The sequence below is a fragment of the Microbulbifer maximicatervae (SeqCode) genome (assembly GCF_052467225.1).
In genome coordinates this window covers 4,344,655-4,369,489 of sequence record NZ_CP174303.1, presented here as the reverse complement: position 1 = coordinate 4,369,489, position 24,835 = coordinate 4,344,655, and the positions used below count along the sequence as shown (strand labels likewise).

General features: G+C 52.5%; 21 protein-coding genes. 11 read left to right on the top strand and 10 right to left on the bottom strand.

Going from position 1 to position 24,835, the window contains the following annotated elements; translation table 11 throughout:
• Window positions 1–224: 224 nt before the first annotated feature.
• From ACJJIZ_RS18820 to ACJJIZ_RS18805, 4 genes are all read right to left on the bottom strand, one after another.
• Entirely contained in the window at window positions 225–1,469 is a 1,245-nt protein-coding gene (locus ACJJIZ_RS18820) for a ribonucleotide-diphosphate reductase subunit beta (protein WP_108734126.1), read from the bottom strand.
• A gap of 410 nt (window positions 1,470–1,879) precedes the next feature.
• Window positions 1,880–4,819 carry a ribonucleoside-diphosphate reductase subunit alpha gene (locus ACJJIZ_RS18815; RefSeq protein WP_444914448.1) on the bottom strand — a complete coding sequence of 980 codons (2,940 nt, stop codon included), beginning with the start codon at window positions 4,817–4,819 and terminating at the stop codon, window positions 1,880–1,882.
• 807 nt (window positions 4,820–5,626) lie between these two features.
• Entirely contained in the window at window positions 5,627–6,541 is a 915-nt protein-coding gene (argF, locus tag ACJJIZ_RS18810) for an ornithine carbamoyltransferase (protein WP_444914447.1), read from the bottom strand.
• A gap of 22 nt (window positions 6,542–6,563) precedes the next feature.
• Entirely contained in the window at window positions 6,564–7,748 is a 1,185-nt protein-coding gene (locus ACJJIZ_RS18805) for an acetylornithine transaminase (protein ID WP_444914446.1), read from the bottom strand.
• A 316-nt stretch (window positions 7,749–8,064) separates the two neighbouring features.
• Between ACJJIZ_RS18805 and grxD the strand changes: the two genes are divergently transcribed.
• Entirely contained in the window at window positions 8,065–8,397 is a 333-nt protein-coding gene (gene grxD, locus ACJJIZ_RS18800; RefSeq protein ID WP_282933784.1) for a Grx4 family monothiol glutaredoxin, read from the top strand.
• Window positions 8,398–8,507: 110 nt separating this feature from the next.
• Here grxD and bfr read toward each other — a convergent pair whose 3' ends face one another.
• From bfr to ACJJIZ_RS18785, 3 genes are all read right to left on the bottom strand, one after another.
• Window positions 8,508–8,999, bottom strand: a complete 492-nt coding sequence (bfr, locus tag ACJJIZ_RS18795; RefSeq protein WP_020412720.1) for a bacterioferritin — start codon at window positions 8,997–8,999, stop codon at window positions 8,508–8,510.
• 305 nt (window positions 9,000–9,304) lie between these two features.
• A complete protein-coding gene (locus ACJJIZ_RS18790; RefSeq protein WP_444914445.1) occupies window positions 9,305–10,624 on the bottom strand; it encodes a DUF2254 domain-containing protein in 1,320 nt (439 codons plus the stop codon).
• A 570-nt stretch (window positions 10,625–11,194) separates the two neighbouring features.
• Entirely contained in the window at window positions 11,195–11,425 is a 231-nt protein-coding gene (locus tag ACJJIZ_RS18785) for a bacterioferritin-associated ferredoxin (protein ID WP_413662956.1), read from the bottom strand.
• A gap of 314 nt (window positions 11,426–11,739) precedes the next feature.
• On the opposite strand from ACJJIZ_RS18785, the gene ACJJIZ_RS18780 reads away from it, so the two are divergent.
• The 7 genes from ACJJIZ_RS18780 to ACJJIZ_RS18750 all read left to right on the top strand — a co-directional run bounded on the left by ACJJIZ_RS18780 (window position 11,740) and on the right by ACJJIZ_RS18750 (window position 19,156).
• Window positions 11,740–12,342, top strand: a complete 603-nt coding sequence (locus ACJJIZ_RS18780; RefSeq protein WP_143730920.1) for a peroxiredoxin — start codon at window positions 11,740–11,742, stop codon at window positions 12,340–12,342.
• A gap of 241 nt (window positions 12,343–12,583) precedes the next feature.
• The gene (locus ACJJIZ_RS18775) at window positions 12,584–13,786 is read left to right on the top strand and encodes a serine hydrolase domain-containing protein (protein ID WP_413662955.1); all 1,203 of its coding nucleotides are present in this window, start codon (window positions 12,584–12,586) and stop codon (window positions 13,784–13,786) included.
• Between the two features lie 97 nt (window positions 13,787–13,883).
• A complete protein-coding gene (gene htpG, locus ACJJIZ_RS18770; RefSeq protein WP_444914444.1) occupies window positions 13,884–15,803 on the top strand; it encodes a molecular chaperone HtpG in 1,920 nt (639 codons plus the stop codon).
• A 246-nt stretch (window positions 15,804–16,049) separates the two neighbouring features.
• A complete protein-coding gene (locus tag ACJJIZ_RS18765; RefSeq protein ID WP_413662953.1) occupies window positions 16,050–17,081 on the top strand; it encodes an NAD(P)H-dependent glycerol-3-phosphate dehydrogenase in 1,032 nt (343 codons plus the stop codon).
• A 13-nt stretch (window positions 17,082–17,094) separates the two neighbouring features.
• A complete protein-coding gene (locus tag ACJJIZ_RS18760) occupies window positions 17,095–17,577 on the top strand; it encodes a DUF4389 domain-containing protein (protein ID WP_444914443.1) in 483 nt (160 codons plus the stop codon).
• Window positions 17,578–17,702: 125 nt separating this feature from the next.
• Window positions 17,703–18,155, top strand: a complete 453-nt coding sequence (gene sixA / locus ACJJIZ_RS18755; protein WP_444914442.1) for a phosphohistidine phosphatase SixA — start codon at window positions 17,703–17,705, stop codon at window positions 18,153–18,155.
• A 68-nt stretch (window positions 18,156–18,223) separates the two neighbouring features.
• Window positions 18,224–19,156, top strand: a complete 933-nt coding sequence (locus ACJJIZ_RS18750) for an alpha/beta fold hydrolase (protein ID WP_444911342.1) — start codon at window positions 18,224–18,226, stop codon at window positions 19,154–19,156.
• Here ACJJIZ_RS18750 and ACJJIZ_RS18745 read toward each other — a convergent pair.
• Together ACJJIZ_RS18745 and folE are read right to left on the bottom strand one after the other, a co-directional pair.
• Window positions 19,153–19,497 (bottom strand): 5-carboxymethyl-2-hydroxymuconate Delta-isomerase, encoded by a 345-nt coding sequence (locus tag ACJJIZ_RS18745; RefSeq protein ID WP_444896455.1) that lies wholly within the window; start codon window positions 19,495–19,497, stop codon window positions 19,153–19,155. The two genes, ACJJIZ_RS18750 and ACJJIZ_RS18745, sit on opposite strands and share 4 nt — an antisense overlap.
• Before the next feature lie 54 nt (window positions 19,498–19,551).
• Window positions 19,552–20,094, bottom strand: coding sequence for a GTP cyclohydrolase I FolE (gene folE / locus ACJJIZ_RS18740; RefSeq protein WP_282933775.1), 543 nt, complete (start codon window positions 20,092–20,094; stop codon window positions 19,552–19,554).
• A 342-nt stretch (window positions 20,095–20,436) separates the two neighbouring features.
• On the opposite strand from folE, the gene prmB reads away from it, so the two are divergent.
• Both prmB and aroC read left to right on the top strand, forming a co-directional pair.
• Entirely contained in the window at window positions 20,437–21,360 is a 924-nt protein-coding gene (gene prmB / locus ACJJIZ_RS18735) for a 50S ribosomal protein L3 N(5)-glutamine methyltransferase (protein ID WP_444907556.1), read from the top strand.
• Between the two features lie 173 nt (window positions 21,361–21,533).
• The gene (aroC, locus tag ACJJIZ_RS18730) at window positions 21,534–22,610 is read left to right on the top strand and encodes a chorismate synthase (protein ID WP_413662948.1); all 1,077 of its coding nucleotides are present in this window, start codon (window positions 21,534–21,536) and stop codon (window positions 22,608–22,610) included.
• Window positions 22,611–22,668: 58 nt separating this feature from the next.
• On the opposite strand, the gene ACJJIZ_RS18725 is transcribed toward aroC, so the two are convergent.
• On the bottom strand, window positions 22,669–23,748 hold the full coding sequence (locus ACJJIZ_RS18725) for an integron integrase (protein WP_444914441.1): 1,080 nt from the start codon (window positions 23,746–23,748) through the stop codon (window positions 22,669–22,671).
• A 716-nt stretch (window positions 23,749–24,464) separates the two neighbouring features.
• On the opposite strand from ACJJIZ_RS18725, the gene ACJJIZ_RS18720 reads away from it, so the two are divergent.
• The gene (locus ACJJIZ_RS18720; RefSeq protein ID WP_444914440.1) at window positions 24,465–24,824 is read left to right on the top strand and encodes a hypothetical protein; all 360 of its coding nucleotides are present in this window, start codon (window positions 24,465–24,467) and stop codon (window positions 24,822–24,824) included.
• The last annotated feature ends 11 nt before the right edge of the window (window positions 24,825–24,835 follow it).

Genomic DNA, 24,835 nt, shown 5'->3' with positions numbered 1-24,835 from the left:
CGGGGCATTATGCGCGAATACAAGCCGCTATCCAAATGCTTTGCCGAGATGGTCAGCGGCAGGGGGAGAGAAAGAGTTTCTATAGAACTTAAGTCTATGGTTAGAGTGAAGAGGAAACTGGAATGCTCAAAATAAAAAAAACGGGCATTAAGCCCGTTTTCAATACTTCTCTTCCTGTGAGCGACTACTTTCTCCTTTTTAGTAATTCGCTAACCAGGAAGCGCTTACCACTGCAGTGCGCCGCCGGTTTGGTATTCGATAACGCGGGTTTCAAAGAAGTTTTTCTCTTTGCGCAGGTCCATAATTTCAGACATCCACGGGAATGGGTTCTGAGCGCCAGGGAACTGCTCTTTCAGGCCCAGCTGGCTAAGGCGGCGGTTGGCGATAAACTGGAGGTACTCCTCCATCATATTCGCATTCATGCCGAGTACGCCGCGGGGCATAGTGTCGCGGGCATAAGCTACTTCAAGCTCCATACCCTCGAGAATCATCTGGGTGACTTCCTGCTGGAATTCTGCTGTCCACAGGTGTGGGTTTTCCAGCTTAATCTGGTTGATGACGTCGATGCCGAAGTTCAGGTGCATAGACTCGTCGCGCAGGATGTACTGGAACTGCTCGGCAACACCGGTCATTTTGTTACGGCGACCCATGGACAGGATCTGGCTGAAGCCACAGTAGAAGAAGATACCTTCAGTGACAGCGTAGAAGGCGATCAGGTTGCGCAGCAGCTCCTGGTCGGATTCAACGGTGCCGGTTTTGAAGTTGGGATCACCGATGGCCTGGGTGTGAGATAGGCTCCAGGCCGCTTTTTTGGCAACCGCAGGCACTTCGCGGTACATATTGAAGACTTCACCTTCGTCCATACCCAGGGACTCTACACAGTACTGGTAGGCGTGGGTGTGAATGGCTTCTTCAAAAGACTGACGCAGCAGGTACTGGCGGCACTCAGGGTTGGTGATATGGCGGTAGATCGCCAATACCAGGTTGTTAGCAACCAGGGAGTCTGCGGTGGAGAAATAGCCCAGGGAGTATTCCACGATGCGACGCTCGTCCTCGGTCAGACCGTTGGGGTCTTTCCACATGGACACGTCTTTGTTCATGTTGATTTCCTGGGGCATCCAGTGGTTGGCGCAGCCGTCCAGGTATTTTTGCCAGGCCCAGTCGTATTTAAAGGGAACCAGCTGGTTGAGGTCAGCGCGGCAATTAATAATGCGTTTTTCATCTACCTGGATACGGGCCGCACCCATTTCCAGTTCTTCCAGGCCGGGAGCCGGGTCCATATTAGCAACTGCGGCACGGGCGGCATCAACGGCAGTGGAGCCGCTTTGGGCCGCAGGCGACGCCGGAGCGGCTGTGTAGGAAGCGCTGGGCTCCTGCACGGATTTTGCCTGGGCCTCCGGCGTCGGTCGCGGTTCGGTTGCTTTTTCAGGTTGTTGGGGCTTGGTGTCGATGTCGTCCCAGCTCAGCATAGTTGGCCCTTTTGATCGGTCTCACTATCGAAAGTTCGATAAAAAATTCTTAAATCTTCCTGGTGTATTACTCACTAATTGTGTGTAACCAGGGATGACATACCGGTGATTTTTTTACCGGCAATAATTCATTACAGGCTCGTATTTTTAACTCGCCTGGGCACAGAAAATCCTGTGCCAGATCAATTTTTGCTGCGCTTTTGTGCATTTATTTGCACTGAATTTTCGCTGGCAATTGCACTGGGTTTTCTCGGGAAATAAGCCGCAGCCGATCCCCGGTCCCTATGGTATTACCCACTATTAAAATAATGGGTGGACCGGGGTCGCTGCGCATGGTCATGCCCGCACTTGCGGTTACGACGCTCTCCCCCGAGAGTCAGTGCAGCCCCTATAAAAAAGGGGCTTAAATTTTACTGGCAGGCCTCGCAATCCGGGTCGTCCAGTGAGCAGGCCTGAGGCACTGCGGCCGGTGCGGGTGCAGCTTGTTCAGCAGGTGCTGCCGCAGCCATTCCATTGCTACCGCCGTGTGCACTTACCGCGTTCAGGGTGCCGCTATTTACCGTAGATTTCTCTGTGGTAGTGGCAGCCAGTGCGCGCAGGTAGTAAGTGGTTTTCAGGCCGCGGAACCAAGCCATGCGATAGGTCAGGTCCAGCTTCTTGCCGTCGGCGCCGGCAATATACAGGTTCAGGGACTGGGCCTGGTCGATCCACTTTTGGCGACGGCTGGCAGCGTCCACGATCCAGCGCGGCTCCACTTCAAACGCGGTGCGGTATTTTGCTTTCAGGTCTTCCGGTACGCGATCGATTTTCTGTACAGAACCTTCATAGTATTTCAGGTCGTTAACCATGACTTGATCCCATAGACCGCGATCTTTCAGATCGTGTACCAGGTAGGGGTTTACTACGGTGAATTCGCCGGACAAGTTCGACTTCACATACAGGTTTTGGTAGGTCGGTTCGATCGACTGGGAAACCCCGGTGATATTGGCAATGGTCGCAGTAGGAGCGATCGCCATCACGTTGGAGTTGCGCATACCTTGGGCTTTTACTTTCTCGCGCAGGCCGTCCCAGTCCAGCGTGGAGCTGGTGTCCTGTTCGATAAACTGCTGGCCGCGCTGTTCAGCCAGGATCTGGATGGAATCCAGCGGCAGAACACCTTTGCTCCACAGGGAGCCTTCGTAGGTCTGGTACTTGCCGCGCTCGGCAGCCAGGTCGCTGGAAGCGGAGATGGCTTCGAAGCTGATCGCTTCCATGGTGTTGTCGGCAAAGGCGACGGCTTCATCGCTGGCGTAGGCGATGCCGGCTTTGTACAGTGCGTCCTGGAAGCCCATCAGGCCCATGCCCACAGGGCGGTGACGCATGTTGGACTGACGTGCACTTTCAACTGCGTAGTAGTTGATGTCGATAACGTTATCGAGCATACGCACCGCAGTTTTTACGGTATTGGCCAGCTTGGTGCGGTCGAGTTCACCGTTCTCACCAATGTGTTGAGCCAGGTTGACGGAGCCCAGGTTACACACGGCGATTTCGTCGTCGGCCTTGGTGTTGAGAGTGATCTCGGTGCACAGGTTGGAGCTGTGAACCACACCGGCGTGTTGCTGCGGGCTGCGCAGGTTGCAGCTGTCTTTAAAGGTGATCCAGGGGTGGCCGGTTTCGAACAGCATGCCCAGCATCTTGCGCCAAAGGTCTAGTGCGCGGATCTTCTTGAACAGACGCAGCTTGCCTTCGGCAGCCAGTTGCTCGTAGTGGTTGTAGCGCTCTTCGAATGCGGTGCCGAACAGATCGTGCAGGTCCGGGCAATCGGCCGGGGAGAACAGGGTCCACTCTTTATCTTCGAACACGCGCTTCATAAACAGGTCGGGGACCCAGTTGGCGGTGTTCATATCGTGGGTGCGGCGGCGGTCGTCACCAGTGTTTTTGCGCAGCTCGAGGAATTCCTCGATATCCAGGTGCCAGGTTTCCAGGTAGGCACAGACAGCGCCTTTGCGCTTACCGCCCTGGTTGACGGCTACTGCGGTGTCATTGGCCACTTTCAGGAAGGGCACAACACCTTGGGACTTGCCGTTGGTGCCTTTGATATAGGAACCCAGGGAGCGCACCGGCGTCCAGTCATTGCCGAGACCGCCTGCCCACTTGGACAGCATGGCGTTATCGCGGATCGCGCCGTAAATGCCGTGCAGGTCGTCCGGTACCGTGGTCAGGTAGCAGGAGGACAGCTGCGGGCGCAGGGTGCCGGCGTTGAACAGGGTCGGGGTGGAACTCATGTAGTCGAAAGAGCTCAACAGGTTGTAGAACTCTACCGCGCGCTCGTTTTTGTTCTCTTCATTGATGCTGAGGCCCATGGCGACGCGCATAAAGAAGATCTGCGGCAGCTCGAAACGAATATCGTCGCTGTGCAGGAAGTAGCGGTCGTACAGAGTCTGCAGGCCCAGATAAGTGAACTGGTGATCGCGCTCGCCTTTTAGAGCTTCGCCGAGTTTTTCCAGGTCGAAGGTGGCCAGCGCAGGGTCCAGCAGGTCCAGCTCGATACCCTTTTTCACGTAAGTGGGCAGGGTAGAGGCGTACAGCTTTTCCATCTCGTGCTGGGTGGCGCGCTCGGCAACACCGAGGAAGCGCAGAGCTTCGGAGCGCAGCTTGTCCAGCAGCAGGCTGGCGGTAGCGAAGGTGTAATTGGGCTCCTGCTCAACCAAGGTGCGCGCAGTGATTACCAGCGCGGTATTGATATCGTTTTCGGAAACACCGTCGTACAGGTTTTTCAGGGCTTCGTTAAGAATTGCCGCGCTGTCGACATCTTTCAGGCCTTCACAGGCTTCTTTGACAACGGTGCGCAGGCGCTCCATATCCAGAGGTGCAAGGCTGCCATCGTCCTGCTTTACACGGATGCTGGGGTGGGCATCGACGGCTTGCTCGGCAATTTGAGCAGTTTTTTCTTTCTCTGCGCGCAGGCGGGCGTGTTCTTCGCGGTAGAGTACGTAGTCGCGGGCAACCTTTTGTTCACCGGCGCGCATCAGGGCCAGTTCTACCTGGTCCTGGATCTCTTCAATGTGGATAGTGCCGCCAGAGGGCATGCGGCGTTTGAAAGTGGCACTGATCTGGCTGACCAGTTCTTCAACTTGCTCGTGGACACGGCTGGAAGCAGCGGCGGTGCCGCCTTCAACAGCGAGGAAGGCTTTAGTGACGGCGACGGCAATTTTGCTGTCGTCGTAGGGTACAACGGTGCCATTGCGCTTGATTACGCGGATCTGGCCCGGTGCAGTAGCGGCCAGAGTCGTGCCGCCAGTCGCCTGGTCGCTGGAGGTGCCTGATTTTTCCGCAGGCACGGCTTGAGAGCGCCCTGTCTCTGTGTGCATGTAAATCTCCGAAAGGTTTGTTCTGTTGTCTGTCCGCGTGCGTTCAAAAGAACGGCGGCCACATGACTGTGTGGCATGGCGGAGCGTGTCCTTCGCTTTGCCAGTGTTTATCCACAGCTGTGGACACTGGAAACAGGCGGCTTGTCACCGGCTATCTGAAAAGGTTTGCCAGCTGCTGCCTGTGGCGGAAATTCCATTCCGCCCGCTTACCTCTGATTCTGCTTTGAAAAAAGCAGCGCCTGACGCCCACCGCCAAAAAGTGTGGTGGTGCGCCGGAATTTGCCCCACATAATGGGGGTGCTCTTGAGCCTCTACCCCAATATATAGGGGGTCGGCCTCGAGTGCGCTACAAGATAATGCGGTAGGCGGGTCAGTTCAAGGCGAATAACTATGTAGTTGTTTGTGGATAAATTGTGGGTAGTGGGGCTGAGTCAGTAGCCACTTTCGCGGCAGAGCCCGCCAGCTCTGGGCTGCAAAGGAGTGGGTGCCGGGAAAGAACGCTGGGTACAGTGTCTTACAATTTTTTTTAATAGCTAGAGCGCTGTAAATTAACAACGGCAATAACCATTTGCAAATGGCTGCTCTTTGAGCAAAGTGGTACTCAATTGCTCAATTTGTTGACGCTTATTTAATTCTGACATCTTGGCTGGCTGTAAATTAGTCGTTGGCGCCGATTGCTAAATTTAGCGATCTCTTGGATGTTTTGGCGCCAATCGCATCTTTTATACGTTGTCGGGAGGAGAGGCGCAGGGGAGTGGGTACAGGTAGCAGGGTACAACCGCAGGAGTGGCTGTACCCTTTTAGGGTTTATCGACTGTGGTCTTGGAGGAATTCCATCAGGGCTTTTTGCGCGTGAAGGCGGTTTTCAGCCTCATCCCATACCACCGAGATATTGCCATCCTCTAAAAGTTCGGCGCTCACTTCCTCTCCACGGTGGGCGGGCAAGCAGTGCATAAAGATGGCATCGCTATTGGCGTGGCCCATCAGCTCATGGTCCACCAGGAAGCTCTCGAAGGCTTTCAGGCGGATCTGTTGTTCAGTTTCCTGTCCCATGGAAGCCCACACATCGGTGGCCACCCAATCGGCCCCTTTAACAGCCTCCACCGGATCGTGTACTACGGTGACCCGATCACTTGCCGAAGCGAGGATATTGGCGTTGGGCTCGTAGCCGGGCGGGCAGGCTATACGCAGCTCAAAATTGCACAGGCGGGCAGCATTAATATAGGAGTGGCACATATTGTTGCCATCGCCGACCCAGGCGACCACCTTGCCCTCAGGGCTGCCGCGGTGCTCCACAAAGGTTTGGATATCTGCGAGCAGCTGGCAGGGGTGGTAGCTGTCGGAGAGGGCATTAATCACCGGTACCTTTGAATATTCTGAGAAGCGCTCCAGTACCTGGTGGCCAAAGGTGCGAATCATCACCATATCCACCATGCTGGAAATTACTCGGGCGCTGTCTTCAACGGGCTCCCCGCGGCCTAACTGAGTATCGCGGGGAGATAGGAAGAGGGCGCTTCCCCCCATCTGTGCCATACCGGCCTCAAACGAAACGCGGGTGCGAGTAGAGGATTTTTCAAAAATCATCCCCAGCACTTTGCCGCGAAAAAGGTCGGTATTTATTCCTTGAGCGCGCAGTGTTTTGAGTTCGATCGCGCGCTCAATAATTTGCTTGAGCTCTTCCGAGGACAAGTCTGTAAGGGTGAGAAAATGTCTGATCGCCATAAGCTGTTCTCCTTTTTTTGCATCAGACTGCTTGCAGTGCAAACTGGTGAATCAGTGAGCTGACATCGTTTGCCAATTGATGGCACTCGTCGTCGCTGAGTGTGAGTGGGGGGAGCAGGCGTACTACATTGCCGGCGGTAACATTAATCAGCAGTCCGCGCTCGCGGGCTATGTCCACCAGTTTGGCACAGGGCTGCTGCAATTCTATTCCGATCATCAGCCCCAAGCCCCGCACCTCTTTGACCTGGTCGCAATCGGATAACTGTTGTTTGAGTTGATGCAGCAGGCGTTGCCCCAATGCCTCGGCGCGCTCTAACAGCCATTCACTTTCCAGCGTATCGATCACTGCCAGTGCGGCACTGCAGGCTAGAGGGTTGCCGCCAAAAGTGGAGCCGTGGGTGCCCGCAGAAAATAATTGAGCGGCAACTCCCCTGGCCAGGCAGGCTCCGATGGGGACACCGTTACCCAGTCCTTTGGCAGTGGTCACCACGTCGGGCAATATGTCCGCATGCTGGTAGGCAAACATTTTGCCGCTGCGGCCGTTTCCGGTTTGCACTTCATCCAGCATCAGGAGCCAGTTATGTTGATCGCAGAGTTCGCGCAATTGCCCCAGGTAGTTGGAAGTGGGCACGCGTACACCGCCCTCTCCCTGAACCGGCTCAACCAGCACTGCGACAATATCGTTGCGCTCACCTGCGAGCTTTTCGATGGCTGCAGTATCGTTAAACGGCACACGCAAAAAACCCTCGGGCAGAGGACCGAAGCCCTCTTGGATTTTTTCATTGCCGGTTGCTGTCAGGGTAGCCAAGGTGCGGCCGTGGAAAGCGCTTTCCATTACCAGGATTTGAGGGGTCTCAATATTGCGGCTATTGCCTAGCCGCCGCGCTAGCTTAATCGCTGCTTCATTGGCCTCAGCTCCGGAATTGGAGAAAAACACATTGTCCATGCCGGATAGCTGTACCAGCTTGTCTGCCAGTTTCTCCTGCGCAGGGATATTGTAGAGATTGGATACATGTAACAGGGTCCGAATCTGCTCGTGCAGGGCCAGGGTCACTTTGGGGTGGCAGTGGCCAAGGCCGCAGACGGCGATTCCAGAGATTGCATCCAGGTATCGTCGGCCCTGATCATCCCATACATAATTGCCTTCACCCCGAACCAGTGTGAGGGTTCGATCGCCATAGTTTTGCATGAGTGTCGGGGTGGCCACCGGGGCATCTCCTTAAATATTGACTATTTGGATTATCTGTTTTCCGCAGAAAATTCTGTTTAAGCTTTTTAATCTGCACTTTATATTGGTTGAGCAATGGTAACACAGCCTTTATAAGCTGTGTGCTATCTGGCTGGCTGAAATTTCAACATGGTATCCGGTGTTGTAGATCTGCGGTTTTTGCTTTCATCGAGGGGATGGTGTACTTATTGCCGGCCCCACTGGGGTACAATGGATGCCGGCGCGCTATACCAGGTGATGGTATGGTGCCTGTACACTTACTTTTTGCTTCGACCACCTGAGGTTTTTCACGCTTATGGATACACTGGAGAACATCAAGCAGCAGATCGCTGATAACACCATTCTGCTTTATATGAAAGGTAGCCCTAATGCCCCCCAGTGCGGCTTTTCCATGCGGGCCTCCCAGGCGATGATGGCTTGCGGTAAGCGCTTTGCCTACGTTGATATTCTGGCTAACCCGGACATCCGCGCTGAGCTGCCTAAGTACGCGAACTGGCCGACCTTCCCCCAGCTGTGGGTTAAGGGCGAGCTGATCGGTGGCTGTGACATCATTATGGAAATGCATGAGAACGGTGAGCTGAAAACCTTGATTGATGAGGCATCAGCGGAGAGCGAAGGCGAGGATTAATTTCCGCTTTTGCTCCAATATGTCTGCTGCTATAGATGGTAGGCATACTGTAGAAACAAAAAAACCGCAGCGGAAGCTGCGGTTTTTTTATGCCTGTGAGAGGACTTAAGCTACTTGCCAGAGTGGCCGGCTGCAGTTTCCATTTGAGTTTGCAGGTAGTTTTGAATGCCAACTTTGTCGATCAGCTCCAGCTGGGTTTCCAGCCAATCTACATGCTCTTCCTCAGACTCGAGGATTTTCTCCAGCAATTCACGACTGCCGTAATCCCGAACGGACTCGCAATAGGCAATGGCTTCACGCAAGTCGGGAATGGCCTTGGATTCAATTTTCAGGTCGCACTTGAGCATCTCTTCGGTATTTTCGCCGATCAGAAGTTTGCCCAGATGCTGCAGGTTGGGAATACCTTCGAGGAAAAGAATGCGCTCGATCAGCCAATCGGCGTGCTTCATTTCATCGATGGATTCGTGATATTCCTGTTTGCCCAGCTCTTTTAAACCCCAGTTGTCATACATGCGGGCGTGTAGGAAATACTGGTTAATAGCTACCAGTTCATTACCCAGCACTTTATTTAAATGCTCAATTACCTTGGGGTCGCCTTTCATAGCCTGTGCTCCTGAAGCCCTGCCAACTCAATTAGGTTTGCAGAGAGTTCCTATTTGTTAGTCGCTAGAGATTAGTTGATATTTTTAGTTACTAAAGTTTATTAGTCACTAAAGTCTGCGGCTGCCTGATTTACCTAATTTTATTTTAGGATTTCAGCTGCAATCGGGGCCGAGTTTGCGTTGCGATTTGCGGCAAGTCAAGAAAAAAATTTTCTTGTAGAATGCAGGAAAAACAAGGGTTTTAACGCAAATTTAGCCGAAAATAGCAACGAAAATAATTCTCATTTAGGTTGCAGGGCTATATTTCAGCTTTTTAGTTTTTCTCTAATAAAAACTAATTTGTCATTAATGATTTGTTGATCGACTTTGCTTTTTATAAAAACTGAGTTGTCGTCATTCAGGCGCTTTAAATAGTCCTTTAATGCCTGTTTATCTGTTTTCCTATGACAAACCTCAACAAGTGTTTCTAGTGCGTTGAGTAAATGGCACATAAATACACTACTTGATCTGCCGTGTTCGACAATTTCGTCGAGAGAAGCTTGGAGCAGTTGAGAAAAGTCAAGCTTACTGCAAATTATTCGCAATTCCCCCGATGAGTCGGTAAAACAATTTGCGGGCTCAGGTCGATATAATACAGTACCAAGCCCCTCAATCAGGCGATCAACGCAGGAATAAGCAGTAAATGGGTCATTAATGCCTGGAGATAAAGCTCGCACAGCAATTTGTGAAAGCTGCTGGATAGAAAAGACCACATCTTGTTCTGCCGTTGGCTGGGTGCCGATCTGTATTGCAGACTGAATTGCAGGAATTATTCTTTCTGGGTTATTTGCCGGATAAACCTGGCCGATCATCTCCCAGTGATGCAGGTAGCTTCCCGGGTGGCAGTTCAGCTTTAGGCAGCATTGGAAATTCTGGGTTGTACGCGTAATTCTTTGCTTATCGATAAATTGGACATAACCGCCCTTTGGGGTGGGGATGTCGATCCAACTTGAGCCGAGGTCCAGGCGTTTAGTATCGAATACTTTTTTGTTCGTAGATTCATGGCAATCTGGATATTCACGCTCTATGGCCTGCTGAAACTCGAGATTAATACGGTGGGTAATGTTATCGACCTGAATTGACTGTGCAACATTGTGAATAAAGTAAATAAGGTAGATAACACTGATTAAAGTCAGCACCAAAGCCGTGAGCACGCTAATGCCATAGTTAGCTATTTCGTTTTCCGCTGTGCCAATCGAACGCATAGTGACAATGGCATAGACATAGGTCGCTAGGAAAATCCCGAGGGATATCTGGGTCGCTCGGTCCCGGATAAAATTTCTGATCAAATGGGGGCCGAATTGATTAGAGGCGAGGGAGAGGGCAACCATTGTTATTGAGAATACCGTTCCGGCTACCGTGATAGTGGAGCCAGCAATGACTGACAAAAGGGCTCGAGCATTTTCGATATTACCCAAATCAAACCATTGCAAACTGCCCCGGAATAAAAGGGGAGGAGCAGGAAGCTCTGTGTCCAGGTGAACGGTAAAGGCGCAGAGCGCTAGCGCCGCTAGGATCATAATCAGCGGGACGCTCCAGAAACTGGAGTGGAGGCGTTCATAGAGGTGTATAAGATACTGCTTCATAGATGGAGAAAGGCACGCCAGCGTGCTATCAGCTTAGCCTATGAGCTTTAGAGGGAGCATTCGGGAAGGTAACTTAGTGGTTATAGATTGTGGTTGCCGGGATTCGGGGTCAGCTTGTGAAGTAGAATCGGCGGTAGTTAACTGAGTAGACCATACTCCCGCTCATGGTCTATTCGATAAGCTCATTCGTTTATTCGGCCTCCCGCACAGGGATGAGACCGCCAACTGGTGCCCCAAGGCCCTTACTGAGATAGCACCACCATAGATTATCTCTTTGGTCTGGCGGTCTGCTAAGAACTTACAAATACATATTTCTGGTTCATTTCACTGCACTTGTTGTTGTCAGTGGGCGGTACAAAAATGTATGGATCAGGAATATTGCTATATCTAAATACAATCGTTTTTGTGTGTAGCAGGGAAAACTGAGGCACCATTTTTGAATTTCAGTTGAACCGCGCTAAGCCGTTAAAGGGAAGAGCCTGACTCAACTAGCAGGTGTTGAGTGGAAGCTGAGATATAAGAAGAGGGGAGGCGATCGCCAGGGACACGATCGCAGGTCAAAAGCCAAAATCAGCTGGCGGAGTAGAAGAGGCCGTTGTTGGCAGAGGATACCATCCCACCGCTCATGGTCTCATCGATGATCTCCTTGGTCTGCTCGGCACAGCGTCCACATTGAGAAGAAACGCCCAGCTGGCGTCTCAACGCCTTCACCGAAGTGGAGCCATCATAGATCGCCTCTTTAATCTGGCGGTCAGTTATGCCCTTACAAATACATACATACATGGCGGTGGCTCTGTTCAACTCTTACTCAATAGTAGTCAGGTAGGAATCCTATTGCAATTGAGAATGAGTGTCAATAAGATTCCGGAATGGTCGCATTTTACCCTCTTTGTTTGCTATTTGTACATTTTTGCGGGTAGGTCATCCTATTTTGGGTGTTAGTTCACGCATAGCCGTTCTGCTATCAGCCTGATTTAAAAAATTTATGGGCCTGAAATAAGTGGGTGTGTATCATAGCGGCCCACTATTAATTCCCATTCGATTTATAGCTGTTGCTCATAAATTGAACACTCTACGTATCATCAACAACCCATCATTGGATTGAGGAGGTTTTCATGGCAGTTCTGGTAGGCAAGCCGGCTCCGGATTTCACCGCTGCAGCGGTATTGGGTAACGGCGAGATCGTCGATACTTTTAACCTGAAAGAAGCAATCAAAGGTAAGAAGGCTGTAGTTTTCTTCTACCCGCTGGACTTCACCTTCGTATGTCCTTCTGAGCTGATCGCTTTCGACCACCGTTTCGCTGAGTTTGAAAAGCGCGGTGTTGAGGTAATCGGTGTATCCATCGATTCCCAGTTCTCTCACAACGCATGGCGTAACACCTCCGTCAACGACGGTGGTATCGGCCCGGTTAAGTACACCCTGGTTGCAGACGTTAAGCACGAAATCTGCCAGGCGTACGACGTAGAAGCTGACGCTGGTGTTGCTTTCCGCGGTTCCTTCCTGATCGACGAAGAAGGCAATGTACGTCACCAGGTAGTTAACGATCTGCCGCTGGGCCGTAACGTTGACGAAATGCTGCGCATGGTTGACGCTCTGGCGTTCCACCAGGAGCACGGTGAAGTTTGCCCCGCCGGCTGGCAGGAAGGCGACAAAGGTATGAACGCTTCTCCGGAAGGTGTAGCGGCTTACCTGAGCGAGAACGCTGAGAAGCTGTAAGACGCTTTTTGCGCTGGGGTCTCCGGACCCCAAAAAGAAGAACCGCCGCAAGGCGGTTTTTTTGTTTGTACAAGCCTTGTTGCGCTGACCTGCGCTGATTGGCATGGCCGTCCCCGCGCCGGAGAAAAGTGCAGACTAGAATTCAGCAGTCAGTCCTGCGTGGCGCCTAAATAGAGTTTTTGCCCGCTGGCTGCTAGTCTTATCTGCAACTACCGGATTGCTTTGGCGGCTCGATTTGCTTATGAGACCTGCAATTCTTTCAAATATCGTCTACGTCATGCGCGCCTCTATGGCACGTTTTTTTCTCTTCCTGGTGATTCTGGGGAGTCTGTCCCTGCCTGCGCAAGCGGCTGATATAGACGACAGGGCCAAACAGTTTGGCCGATACTTCAAACAGATGATGGCGGGTAAATCTATACCCGGCGGCGCCTATGTCATCGTGGATGGCAACCGGGTGGTCGCGATGGATACCTATGGCGTCAGGGTCAGGGGTAAATCCGGCAAGGTGGATCAGGACACGGTGTTCCGTCTGGCCTCGGTATCCAAGACCTTCGCTGCCAGTATGGCCACTATGTTGGAGCATGAAGATCGCTTCAAATGGGATGACAAGGTGGTCAACTATGTGCCGGACCTGAGCTTTAAGACGCCTTCACTGTCTCGCCAGCTTCAGGTGGAGCACCTGCTCAGCCATTCCTCGGGCCTGACCCCCAACGCCTACGACAACTACCTTGAGGACAACAAGCCTCTCAGCAAGATATTGCCCAAGTTTGCCAATATCGATCCGCGCTGCACGCCGGGAAAATGCTACGGCTACCAGAATGTGTTGTTCAGTCTTATTGAAGATGTGATTTTTGAGGCGACCGGGGTCTCCTTTGCCAGCCAGCTGAAAAAGCGGATTTTTGTCCCGCTGAAAATGCAGAACGCATCGGTCGGCTGGGAGAGCTTTATGGCCTCCGACAACCGTGCGGCACCCCATATTCAGACAGGCAGCGGCTGGCGCCCGGTAAAAGTGGAGAAGGAATACTACTTTGCTGCACCGGCGGCGGGAGTGAATGCCAGTATTTCCGATATGGCCCAGTGGTTGAAAGCGCAGATGGGCTACTACCCGAAGGTGCTGTCACCGGAAGTGATCGCCGATATGACTACTGAGCGAGTCGCTACGCAGCGCCATATGCGCCATCGTATCTGGAGAGATTACCTGTCTCACGCGGGCTATGGTCTGGGCTGGCGCCTCTATACCATTGGTGACGATCGTATTATTTACCACGGCGGTTGGGTTGCGGGCTTCCGTGCAGCGGTGGCCTATTCGGAAAAGTTGAAAGTGGGTATCGCCATCCTGATGAATGCGGAGTCCCGTGTGATCTCAGATCTCACTGCCAATTTCGTGATCGATATTACCGGTAAAGGTAACCTCGCTACTGCTCAAACCAGTGGAGATCGCTGATCTCCACTGGCAAGTGTGAAGTCCCCCCTTGAAACCTGCTGGCTGATCCCAATATTTGCTCCCTGTTCCGATTGACGTTTACGGGGAGACCGAATAGATGACCGTTGAGGCCCAAAAAGAGAGCCATGGATTCCAGACGGAAGCCAAGCAGCTACTGCACCTGATGATCCACTCGCTCTACTCCAACAAGGAGATTTTCCTGCGCGAGCTGGTATCCAACGCTTCTGATGCCGCCGACAAGCTGCGTTTTGAATCGTTGTCCAAGCCCGAATTACTGGGCGAAGATGCAGACCTGCGCATTCGCATCGAGTTTGACAAGGAAGAGGGAACGCTCACCATTACCGATAACGGTATTGGTATGAGCCGCGATGAAGTTATCGAAAACCTCGGTACTATCGCCCGCTCCGGCACCTCTGCGTTTATGCAGCAGCTGACCGGAGACCAGAAAAAAGATGCGCACCTGATCGGCCAGTTCGGTGTGGGCTTTTACTCCGCCTTTATCGTCGCTGACAAAGTGGACGTATTCACTCGTCGCGCCGGTTTGAATTCCGACCAGGGTGTGCACTGGGAGTGTCACGGTGAAGCGGAATACTCCGTAGAGACTGTTGAATGGCCCCAGCGTGGCACCCGGGTGGTTCTGCACCTGAAAGAAGAAGCGAAAGAGTTTGCCGATAACTGGCGCCTGCGCTCCATCATTAAAAAGTACTCCGATCACATCGCCATTCCGGTGGAGATGTTGAAAGAGGAAATGCCGGCGGCGGAAGAGGGCGAAGAGCCGAAAGAAGAGAAGGCGCCTGAGTTTGAAGCAGTAAACGCTGCCCAGGCCCTGTGGACTCGTCCCCGCTCCGATGTGAAATCTGAGGAGTACAAGGAGTTCTACAAGCATATCTCCCACGATTTCGACGATCCCTTAACCTGGAGCCACAACCGCGTAGAGGGCAAACAGGATTACACCAGCCTGCTTTACATCCCTGCGCGCGCACCGTTTGATCTGTACCAGCGCGATGCCGCTCGCGGCCTCAAGCTGTATGTGCAGCGCACTTTTATCATGGACGATGCGGAGCAGTTCCTGCCGCTGTACTTGCGTTTCGTGAAAGGTGTTCTGGACTCCAACGATCTGCCGCTGAACGTATCCCGTGAAATCCTGCAAAAAGATCGCAATACTGATGCGATCAAGAGCGCACTGACCAAGCGTGTTCTGGATATGCTGGATAAATTGGCGAAGAAAGATGGCGATGAATACCAGAAGTTCTGGGATCTGTTCGGCAATGTATTGAAAGAAGGTCCGGCTGAAGATTTCTCCAACAAAGAGAAAATTGCCAAGCTGCTGCGCTTCGCCAGCACCCATACCGATACCGAGAAACAGGATCAATCCCTGGAAGACTATGTGGGTCGCATGAAGGATGGCCAAAAGGCGATCTACTACGTGTGTGCCGACAACTTCGCTACGGCCAAGTCCAGCCCCTACCTGGAAGTATTCCGCAAGAAGGGTATCGAAGTGCTGCTGCTCACCGATCAGGTGGACGAGTGGTTCGTGGGCCATATGAACGAGTTCGACGGCAAGCAGTTCCAGGACGTGGCCAAAGGTGCGCTGGATCTGGGTGAAGCCGAGAGCGACGAAGACAAAGCTGAGCGCGAAAAAGTTGAGCAGGAGTCCGGTGCCCTGGTTGAGCGGGTACAGGAAGTTCTGGAAGGTCGCGTTGAATCCGTACGCGCAACCACTCGTTTGGTGGACTCCCCAGCGTGTCTGGTGGTGAGCGAACAGGATATGGGCCCGCAAATGCGCCGCATCCTGGAACAGGCCGGCCAGGCCCTGCCAGATGCCAAGCCGATCTTTGAAATCAATCCGTCCCACCCACTGGTACAGCGTCTGGACCAGGAGGCGGATGAAGATCGTTTTGCGGACCTCACCAATATCCTGATGGACCAGGCTAATCTGGCTGCCGGTAACCAGTTGGCAGATCCGGCGGATTATGTGCGCCGCCTGAACACGCTGTTGCTGGAAATGCACGGCTAAGTCAGCGCTATTGATTGGTGCTAAGCGATGGCCAGCGGAGTTGTTTTAGACTTTGCTGGTCCGAGAAGCGGCCCCTGCCGGATCGAGCGGTGTTTTATCGGTTGGTCAAGGCAGAGGGCCGTTTTTGCTATTTACTGTGCCGTTTCGCACAATTGGCAGAAGTTTAAAACAAATTGACCCCATTGGGCTCAGCGGGTCATGCCTCTATAATCCGCAAGTCTTATAAGAAGCTTTATCGGTGTGACAATGCAAAAAGAAACTTCCAACCCCCTCGCTATTGCCGTATTGGGCGGCGGCAGTTTCGGAACCGCGATTGCTAACATTGTGGCGGGCAACGGCCACGACACCCGCCAGTGGATGCGCAATGCGGAGACGGCGGCTGAGTGTCGCGACACTCGAGAAAACCATAAATACCTGCCCGGCGTGCCGCTGCACCCGGAATTACAACTTACCAGCGACCTGGAGCAAGCGGTCGATGGTTGCAGTATCGTTTTTGTTGCGATACCCAGTAAGTCCTTTCGCGAGGTGGTAAAAAAAGTAGCCCCGTTGTTGGCGCCGGGCACCATGCTGATCTCCACCACTAAGGGAATCGAGCATGACAACTTCCACTTAATGAGCGATATCCTGCGCGAGGAAACCACCGACATGCGTGTCGGGGTCTTGAGCGGACCAAATTTTGCAAAAGAAATTGTTGCGGGGCACTACACTGCAACGGTGGTGGCCAGTGAAGACGAGGCACTTTGTAAAGCGATTCAATCGGCACTGCACTCGGAGACTTTCCGGGTTTATTCCAGTAGCGATGTGTTTGGAGTAGAGCTTGCCGGTGCGCTAAAAAATATCTACGCGATCATCACTGGTATGGCTGCGGCGCTGGAGCGCGGGCAAAATACCATCAGTTTATTGATCACCCGCTCTCTGGCAGAAATGATGCGTTTTGCCGAAGCGATGGGTGCTGATCCCATGACGTTTATTGGTCTTGCCGGTGTTGGCGACTTGATTTTGACCTGTTCCTCAGACCTCAGCCGAAATTACCGGGTGGGGTATATGGTCGGTAAAGGCAAGCCGCTCGATCAGGCTGTCGCAGAAATCGGTCAGGTGGCCGAAGGTGTGAATACGGTTCGTCTGATTAAACAGAAAGCTGACGAAATGGGTGTCTACATGCCCTTGGTTTCCGCGATTCACGCCATATTATTTGAACAGCGGCCGATTCCTGAGGTGATTCGCAATTTGATGTCGGGCGCACAAACTTTTGATGTGGCCTACTCGGCCAAGCCTTAAATGGAAGCCTCATATGAAAAATGACGATCTAAAGCGCAATCTTACTTCCGGCAACCAGTGGGTGCGCCTTATCTATATGGTGCTGTTTGCAGTGTGCCTTCAGGTTGCCGCGTGGTTACTGATGGCGGTAGTGATACTGCAATTCCTGTTTTCGATTATCAGCGGGAAATCCAACGATAATCTGCGTCGCTTTGGCGATCAGCTCGCCTCCTATGTTTACCAGGCGATCCAGTTCCTGATCTACAACTCCGACGAAAAACCTTTCCCGTTTTCCGAGTGGCCTGAATCTGAAGTAGAGGATTTGTCCGGTTACGAGGGCGCCGAAGATGTTTCTGCAGAAGTGGTTTCTACGGAAGTAAAGCGTGAAAAGGACAAGGCTGACGACGAAGCCGAAGATGCGATTATCCTGGGTAGCTCCGAGCCCGAGAGCAGTGAAAAGCCCGAGCTGGTAGAGGAAAGTGCCGACGACGCCGACAAACCTGTCGACAAGAATTGATCGCTTTTCCTATCGCCAGTTTATCCGGTGCCTTATCCGTGGGCACCGGATAAATATCCGCTGCCCTCCCTACGAATATTCCCGCAGATATCAACAAAGTCACAACCCACCCTTGAGGAAGCCCCATGCAGCTGTTTATTTTGCGTCACGGTAAAGCCGAGCCCATGCTCGCTAATGATGCAGAGAGAGCCCTGACAGAGCGCGGGCGCAGGCAGGTTGCACAGGTTTGTAAAAAGCGCGCCGAGGAACTGGCGGCGGTAAAGGCTATTTGGGCCAGCCCATTTGTACGCACCCAGGAAACCGCTGAGATTGCTGCTGCTCAACTGGGACTGCCCGTTATTACCGAACCGCTGCTGATCGGCAATATCCACCCACAGCAACTGCTCGACCATTTGCAAACCCAGGATACCTTCCCGCTTCTCCTGGTTAGTCACCAGCCTCTGGTGGGCAGCCTGCTCAATGGCCTCTGTGGCAGCGGTAACGAACACCCGATGGGCACTTCCAGCCTCGCCTGTGTCAGTGCGGATGTATGGGCTAATAGCTGCGCTGACCTGGAGTGGTTGCAGCACGCAGAGTAATTTTTCCGGTCGTGTCTGCCAGTAAATTCCTATTGCGCTGATCACAACTGTCATTGCGGATGTCGTTGGTGGGCCGCACCATTTCACCACCTGTTTTTAGTCACTATCCGGTGGATATCACTTTGGCGACAAATCAAATCACTCCCCGTGAAATCACCCTTGAGTTTGATCACAAGTCGATTGCCGCACGCCAGTGGGGCGATCCGGAGGGAGAGCCGGTAATTGCTCTTCACGGCTGGCTGGATAACTGTGCCACCTTCAGTCGGCTGGCTCCCCTGCTGAGCGGAATTAATCTGGTAGCGATAGATATGCCGGGCCACGGACGCAGCTATCACCGCTCACTCGATGCCAACTACAACATCTGGGAAGAGGCGGAAGATATTTTGGGGGCGGTGCACGCGCTCGGCTGGCGCAAGTTCTCCATTGTGGCGCATTCCCGAGGTGCTATTGCCGGGGTGATTACCGCTGGCGCTTTTCCCGATCGGGTAAAGCGCCTGGCGCTGATCGATGGCCTGGTGCCCCCCTCCACCGAAGATGAAAAGGCTCCGGAGAACCTGGCCAAAGCTATTGCCCAGAGAGCCCGTTACGGCACGCGCAAGCTGCGGGTTTACGGTACCTTCGAAGAGGCTGTCGAAGCGCGCAAGAATGGCATGTTTCCGCTAACTGAGTGGGCTGCGCAGGTATTGACCGAGCGGGGCACCCGGGAAGTGGAGGGTGGCTATATGTGGAGTAATGATCCCCGGCTGATGGCGGCTTCCACGGCCAAGCTCAATGAGCCACAGATTAAAGCTTACTTATCCCGATTGAAGATGCCGGTGCAGCTGGTTCTCGCTGAAGATGGTATCGCAGATATGCTCAAGCGCCTGCGCCCTGTACTGCAAGAGTTTCCGGGTATTGAGGCACGTGAGATTCCCGGAAGCCACCACTTACACCTGGAGGAGAGTGGTGCCCAGGCGATTGCAGAGTGGTTTGGGCCTTTCTTGCGCGGTGAAACCGCTTAGAAGGGAACCCGCTTGGAATAGCAGCTGGCATCCATCTCCCGCACCTCTACCGAGACTGCGGGAACTCCCTCGGCAAATTGGCACAGGCTGTTAAAAACCGCCGAGCTCAATGCTTCCCTTTCCCGCGTAGAGCGCCCTTCAAGCAAGCGGATCTCTGCGTGGATAAAGCTGTTGCCATTGTCCCCAGCGATAAACTGATCGTAGGACTTGGCGCGAGTCTTGATATTGTGAGAGGCGAATAAACCGGAACGGTGCATCGCCTCCTGAGCCGAGCTGACCAGTGCAGCGATAGAAATCTTCTCTTCCAGATTTTTCGCATACTCTATGATCAGGTGAGGCATAGCGGTCACTCCTCGGTCAAAGCGGCCCTGGCGGCCGCTGGGTACCTGTGGCGTTTACTGGCGCAGCAGGGAGAGGAACTCGTTGCGGGTGGCCTGGTTGCTGCGGAAAGTACCGAGCATAGCCGAAGTCTTCATCACAGAGTTCTGTTTTTCCACACCGCGCATCATCATGCACATATGCTTGGCTTCGATGATCACGCCGACACCGGCAGCACCGGTAACGTTTTGCAGGGTCTCGGCGATCTCTACGGTCAGCTGCTCCTGGATCTGCAGGCGGCGCGCAAACATATCCACAATGCGTGCTACCTTGGACAGGCCAACGACCTTGCCATTGGGAATATAGGCTACGTGGGCGCGGCCGATAAACGGCAGCAGGTGGTGCTCACACAGGGAGTAGAGTTCGATATCCTTAACCAGCACCATTTCGCTGCAGTCGGACGGGAAGAGCGCGTCGTTGACTACATCTTCCACGGTCTGTTTATAGCCGCGTGTCAGGTATTCCATGGCTTTGGCGGCGCGCTCCGGGGTGTCTTTGAGCCCAGGACGTTGCGGATCTTCGCCGATTGCTTCAATAATTCGCGCGTAATGTTCGTTCATGCTGCTCTTTCCAACATCTCAGCCCGAAGGGCGGGTGCGCTACCCTAAGCGTTTGTAACCCGAGAGTAAAGATCCACGCGGCCCGAGGAGCTTGTTAGTTGTTATTTGACGACCACTGACGAAGGCTATTTTGTTAGCAGGGCGGAGCGAAGTTGGGCGGAAAAATGGCTTAGGGCCTTTAGGTAGCCGCTGTAAAATGGCCACTTAACCTTACTCGTCGCTTATTTGGTGTGAGCAAACTACACTCCCCGGGCATTGATTGGCCCCTCTGCAGCAACAACAGAGGGTACCCGCTAGTGATAGTGGGCCCCGACGAGATACAAAGCACTTAAGGATAGATTGATGATAGAAAGGCGTGAAACAAGCCTCCACGAACTGACCACGGTTTTGGACTATATCCGCTGGGGGACCAGCCGATTCAATGAGGCCGACCTCTACTACGGCCATGGCACCGACAACGCCTGGGACGAGGCCGTTTTACTGGTAACCCACGCCCTGCATCTCCCCCCTTACAGCAAGCCAGAGATACTCCAGGCCCGTTTGACCATGGAGGAGCGCCGCGACGTACTCACTATCCTGGAGCGGCGCTTTAGCGAGCGGGTACCGGCGGCCTACCTGACCAAGGAAGCGCACTTCTGCGATATGACATTTTATGTGGACGAGCGGGTACTGGTACCCCGCTCACCGATTGGCGAGATGATTCGCCACAACTTCCAGCCCTGGCTCAATGTTGAGCCCCTGGCGATTCTGGACCTCTGTTGTGGTAGCGGTTGTATCGGTATCGCCTGTGCCGAGGCCTTCCCGGAAGCGCGTGTCGATGTGAGCGATATTTCCGAGGACGCGATCGAAGTTGCACAGATCAATATCAATCGTCACGAGTTGAACGAACGCGTGCGCGCAGTTCAGTCGGACCTATTTTCCGGCCTGCACGGTATGAGTTACGAGTTGATCGTGTGCAACCCGCCCTATGTCGATGCCCGCGATCTGGCCGAAATGCCCAAGGAATACCACGCTGAGCCGGATATAGCCCTGGGCTCTGGCGATGACGGTCTCGATTTTACCCGCCGCTTGCTGCGCGAGGCTGCCAACCACTTACAGCCCGACGGGCTGTTGATCTGCGAAGTGGGCAATAGCTGGGAAGCCCTGGAAAAAGCCTTCCCGGAGGTGCCGTTTATGTGGCCCGAGTTTGAGGATGGCGGCCACGGTGTTTTTGCCATCAGCCGGGAAGAACTACTCGCCTATCAACCCTACTTCGAAAAGGAATAATTCCTTTTGCCTCCCCGGCAATCTCGGTTGCCGGGTTATGGGTACAAGCCCGGTTCTGCGGACACTTGTGCTTTTTGCCCCAGTCTGCGCACTGAGGCGGGCAGATCATTTATAATGCGCGCCCCTATTGTGGGCCATCCTGTTTTACTACCTACTAGCTGGAAAAGTCGTCTATGTCGGGCAATACCTTTGGCAAGCTGTTTTGTGTCACCACCTTTGGCGAAAGCCACGGCCCCGCGCTCGGCTGTATCGTCGATGGATGCCCTCCGGGTCTGGAGATCAGTGAAGAAGAAATTCAGCGAGAGCTGGACCGCCGTAAGCCCGGCACTTCCCGTTATACCACCCAGCGCCGCGAGCCCGACCAGGTAAAAATCCTTTCCGGTGTTTTCGAGGGAAAAACCACCGGCACGCCTATTGGCCTGTTGATTGAAAATACCGACCAGCGCTCCAAGGACTACAGCAATATCGCTGAACAGGTAAGGCCAGCCCATGCCGATTTCACCTATTGGCAAAAATACGGCATCCGCGACTACCGTGGGGGTGGCCGATCCTCCGCCCGTGAAACTGCCATGCGGGTTGCCGCCGGGGCCATCGCCAAAAAATGGCTGAAACAAAAATACGGCATTGAAGTGCGCGGTTATCTCTCGCAATTGGGCCCGATTAAAGTACAAAAACTGGATTGGGATCAGGTAGAACAAAACCCCTTCTTTTGCCCGGATGCCGATCGGGTCCCCGAAATGGAGACCTATATGCAGGAGCTGATCAAAGAGGGGAACTCCATCGGTGCGCGTATCTCAGTACACGCCAGCGGCGTCCCAGCCGGACTGGGTGAACCTATTTTTGATCGCCTGGATGCAGATCTGGCCCACGGCTTAATGAGTATTAACGCGGTAAAAGGCGTGGAAATTGGAGCTGGCTTTGACAGCGTGGAGCAGAAGGGCACTGAGCACCGAGATGAAATCACTCCGGAAGAGGGGTTCCTGTCGAATAATGCTGGGGGTGTCTTGGGTGGTATTTCCAGTGGCCAGGATGTCATTGCCCATATCGCCCTGAAGCCGACTTCCAGTCTGCGTATTCCCGGCCGCAGCGTTGACCGCTCCGGCAATCCCATTGAAGTCGTTACCAAAGGCCGCCACGACCCCTGTGTTGGTATTCGAGCAACGCCTATCGCAGAGGCCATGATGGCCCTGGTTCTGATCGATCACGCACTGCGCCATCGCGCGCAGAATGGCGATGTAACACCGGGATAATTCGATCGGCTTTTTTCTATTAGATACCGGCGGGAGCCGGTATCCGGTCTCCGCACTACTAAGATGCAGCCAATAAGCTAAGCCCCTGTACTTCCCCAACTTTACTCCCAACAAAATAGTTAGCTCCATCCTCCTCAATTTTATTAATGTTGCGCAGTCGATCTGAGGGGCTTAAAACGCCTTTATTTCCCCGATTTACGACATGGGTATAAATTTCAGTAGTACTAACATCCGAATGCCCTAGCAACTCCTGAATCGTACGCAAGTCATAACCTGCTTCGAGCAAGTGAGTCGCAAAGCTATGGCGAAATGCATGGCAACGAGCCGGCTTGTTGACTCCCGCTAGCTTGACAGCTATACGAACCTGGCGCGCTAAAGTTGACGCGTGCATATGGTGCCTTCTGTTTTCACCGGAGCGAGGACATTGGCCGATGGTGCTGGAAGGGAAAAGGTATTGCCAAGCCAGTTGTCGGCTTGCACTTGGATACTTTCTTTCCAAAGCGTTAGGTAAATAAACCGAACCAAAACCAGCCAAAATATCTTGTTGGTGTAATAGGGAAACAGTCTCTACCTGCCTATGTAGCTGCACAATTAACCCGTTAGGTAATATCGTAGTGCGATCCTTATCCCCCTTACCACCTCGAACAAAAATATTATTGCTGTCGAAGTCTATATCCTTTATACGCAAAGAAAGCAGTTCGGCGCTGCGAAGGCCACTACCGTACATTAGCTCAACCTGTAATCTGTAGGTGCCTTCAAGGTGATCCAAAATTGCTGATATTTCTCTACGGCTATAAACCACGGGCAAGTACTTTTGTTGTTTTGCCAGTTTAAAGTCCAGAGCCTGAATATCCCTACCTAAGAATCTCTTGTACAGATATATCAAAGCGTTCAGAGCTATTCTCTGTGTATTTGCGGAGCAAAGACCCTGAACTGCAAGGTGAGAGAGAAACGTCTCAATCTCAACAGCTCCCATATCGTCAGGGTGCTTCTTTTTATTGAAATGAATGAAACGTTTAACCCAATGGGTGTAAGTTTGCTCTGTTCGGTACGATAGTCCCTGCTTTCGAATGTGAAATCGCAGATTGTCCATAAATCGTTCAGGCTTACCTGGGATTTTGTGGCGAATGTCGTCCATGATATTGCTCTTAGACTGTTTTTATATACAGTATTTACTCTTTTGTCCTGCTGTCAATATCAGAATTCAAGAGAAGCTTCTCCTATTTCTGGGGGGTGGCGATCTATCTCTTTGATTTTTATAGGGTCGGTAATGTTATAAAGAGCAGAAAAAGCAGGTAGATATATAGCGCCTGCTATATATCTACCTGTTGAGAAATATGCCAAATTTCTTAACTTTTTGATATTATTGGGTTTTTGAGGTTATCTTGAAAGAAGTGAGTAGAATTATATAGAAGGGTGATATAAAGACGCTTCTTTTGAATTAACTGTTATTGGTCGCTCGCTCCAGTTTTGCGGGGGTTCAATAAAGAATAGCAGGTAATTATTAGGTTGCTGTATAAAAAAACAGTATTGGCGGGAAAGCCCATAGCCAACGGTTCGACCTTCATGTAAGCTTCGAAGCTTCAGCGACGCTCGCATAACGAAGTTAATGCGGACGGCGCAGCCGCTTCGAAGCAAGGCCGCGAACCTAGTGCTGCTAGTTTCTCTCTCCGAATCGTGGTAGACAATAAAAGAAAGATATTTGTAGTGGATTTGTACACAGTGCCACGAGCAACAAATAACAACCCGATTATGCGGAAACCTAAAAGTTGTCATTCCCTTTGCTTGCACAAAGGCACTGCCAACTTTCTTAACGGTTCCGCATATCTATTTTCGTTAAGCCCCTAGGAGAGTATGGATACGTTTTTAACAATTGGGTCAATGCTAATAGAGTTCGGTCTTCCGGCTCTTTTGGTTTATCTCATATTGAAGAAGCCAGCTAAACGTAGCTTACTAGTTCCTGTTCTTGGGGCAGTCACTCCTATGGTCCTGCTTCTAATTGTTGGCACTATCGATCATTACGTGTTTCCCTCAGAAGAGCCTTCAATGTTCATGGCTGCGTTTGCAATGAGTTTGTTTATATATTGTATTTTGGCAGGTGTAGGCTTCCTCCTGGGACTATTTTTACCAAAAACGGTAGGTCTTCGCTGGCGGTATATAGTTGGGTTTCTTCTTGGGCCGGCTTTTGGTTTAGGGTTAATCGCAGCATGGTAGTGAGAAGGCTT

Coding starts and splice junctions, on each gene's coding strand:
- aroC (WP_413662948.1), top strand. CDS start 21,534: ATGTCGGGCAATACCTTTGGCAAGCTGTTTTGTGTCACCACCTTTGGC.
- ACJJIZ_RS18780 (WP_143730920.1), top strand. CDS start 11,740: ATGGCAGTTCTGGTAGGCAAGCCGGCTCCGGATTTCACCGCTGCAGCG.
- htpG (WP_444914444.1), top strand. CDS start 13,884: ATGACCGTTGAGGCCCAAAAAGAGAGCCATGGATTCCAGACGGAAGCC.
- ACJJIZ_RS18775 (WP_413662955.1), top strand. CDS start 12,584: ATGAGACCTGCAATTCTTTCAAATATCGTCTACGTCATGCGCGCCTCT.
- ACJJIZ_RS18720 (WP_444914440.1), top strand. CDS start 24,465: ATGGATACGTTTTTAACAATTGGGTCAATGCTAATAGAGTTCGGTCTT.
- folE (WP_282933775.1), bottom strand. CDS start 20,094: ATGAACGAACATTACGCGCGAATTATTGAAGCAATCGGCGAAGATCCG.
- ACJJIZ_RS18765 (WP_413662953.1), top strand. CDS start 16,050: ATGCAAAAAGAAACTTCCAACCCCCTCGCTATTGCCGTATTGGGCGGC.
- prmB (WP_444907556.1), top strand. CDS start 20,437: ATGATAGAAAGGCGTGAAACAAGCCTCCACGAACTGACCACGGTTTTG.
- ACJJIZ_RS18745 (WP_444896455.1), bottom strand. CDS start 19,497: ATGCCTCACCTGATCATAGAGTATGCGAAAAATCTGGAAGAGAAGATT.
- ACJJIZ_RS18725 (WP_444914441.1), bottom strand. CDS start 23,748: ATGGACGACATTCGCCACAAAATCCCAGGTAAGCCTGAACGATTTATG.
- ACJJIZ_RS18815 (WP_444914448.1), bottom strand. CDS start 4,819: ATGCACACAGAGACAGGGCGCTCTCAAGCCGTGCCTGCGGAAAAATCA.
- ACJJIZ_RS18820 (WP_108734126.1), bottom strand. CDS start 1,469: ATGCTGAGCTGGGACGACATCGACACCAAGCCCCAACAACCTGAAAAA.
- argF (WP_444914447.1), bottom strand. CDS start 6,541: ATGGCGATCAGACATTTTCTCACCCTTACAGACTTGTCCTCGGAAGAG.
- sixA (WP_444914442.1), top strand. CDS start 17,703: ATGCAGCTGTTTATTTTGCGTCACGGTAAAGCCGAGCCCATGCTCGCT.
- bfr (WP_020412720.1), bottom strand. CDS start 8,999: ATGAAAGGCGACCCCAAGGTAATTGAGCATTTAAATAAAGTGCTGGGT.
- ACJJIZ_RS18760 (WP_444914443.1), top strand. CDS start 17,095: ATGAAAAATGACGATCTAAAGCGCAATCTTACTTCCGGCAACCAGTGG.
- ACJJIZ_RS18790 (WP_444914445.1), bottom strand. CDS start 10,624: ATGAAGCAGTATCTTATACACCTCTATGAACGCCTCCACTCCAGTTTC.
- grxD (WP_282933784.1), top strand. CDS start 8,065: ATGGATACACTGGAGAACATCAAGCAGCAGATCGCTGATAACACCATT.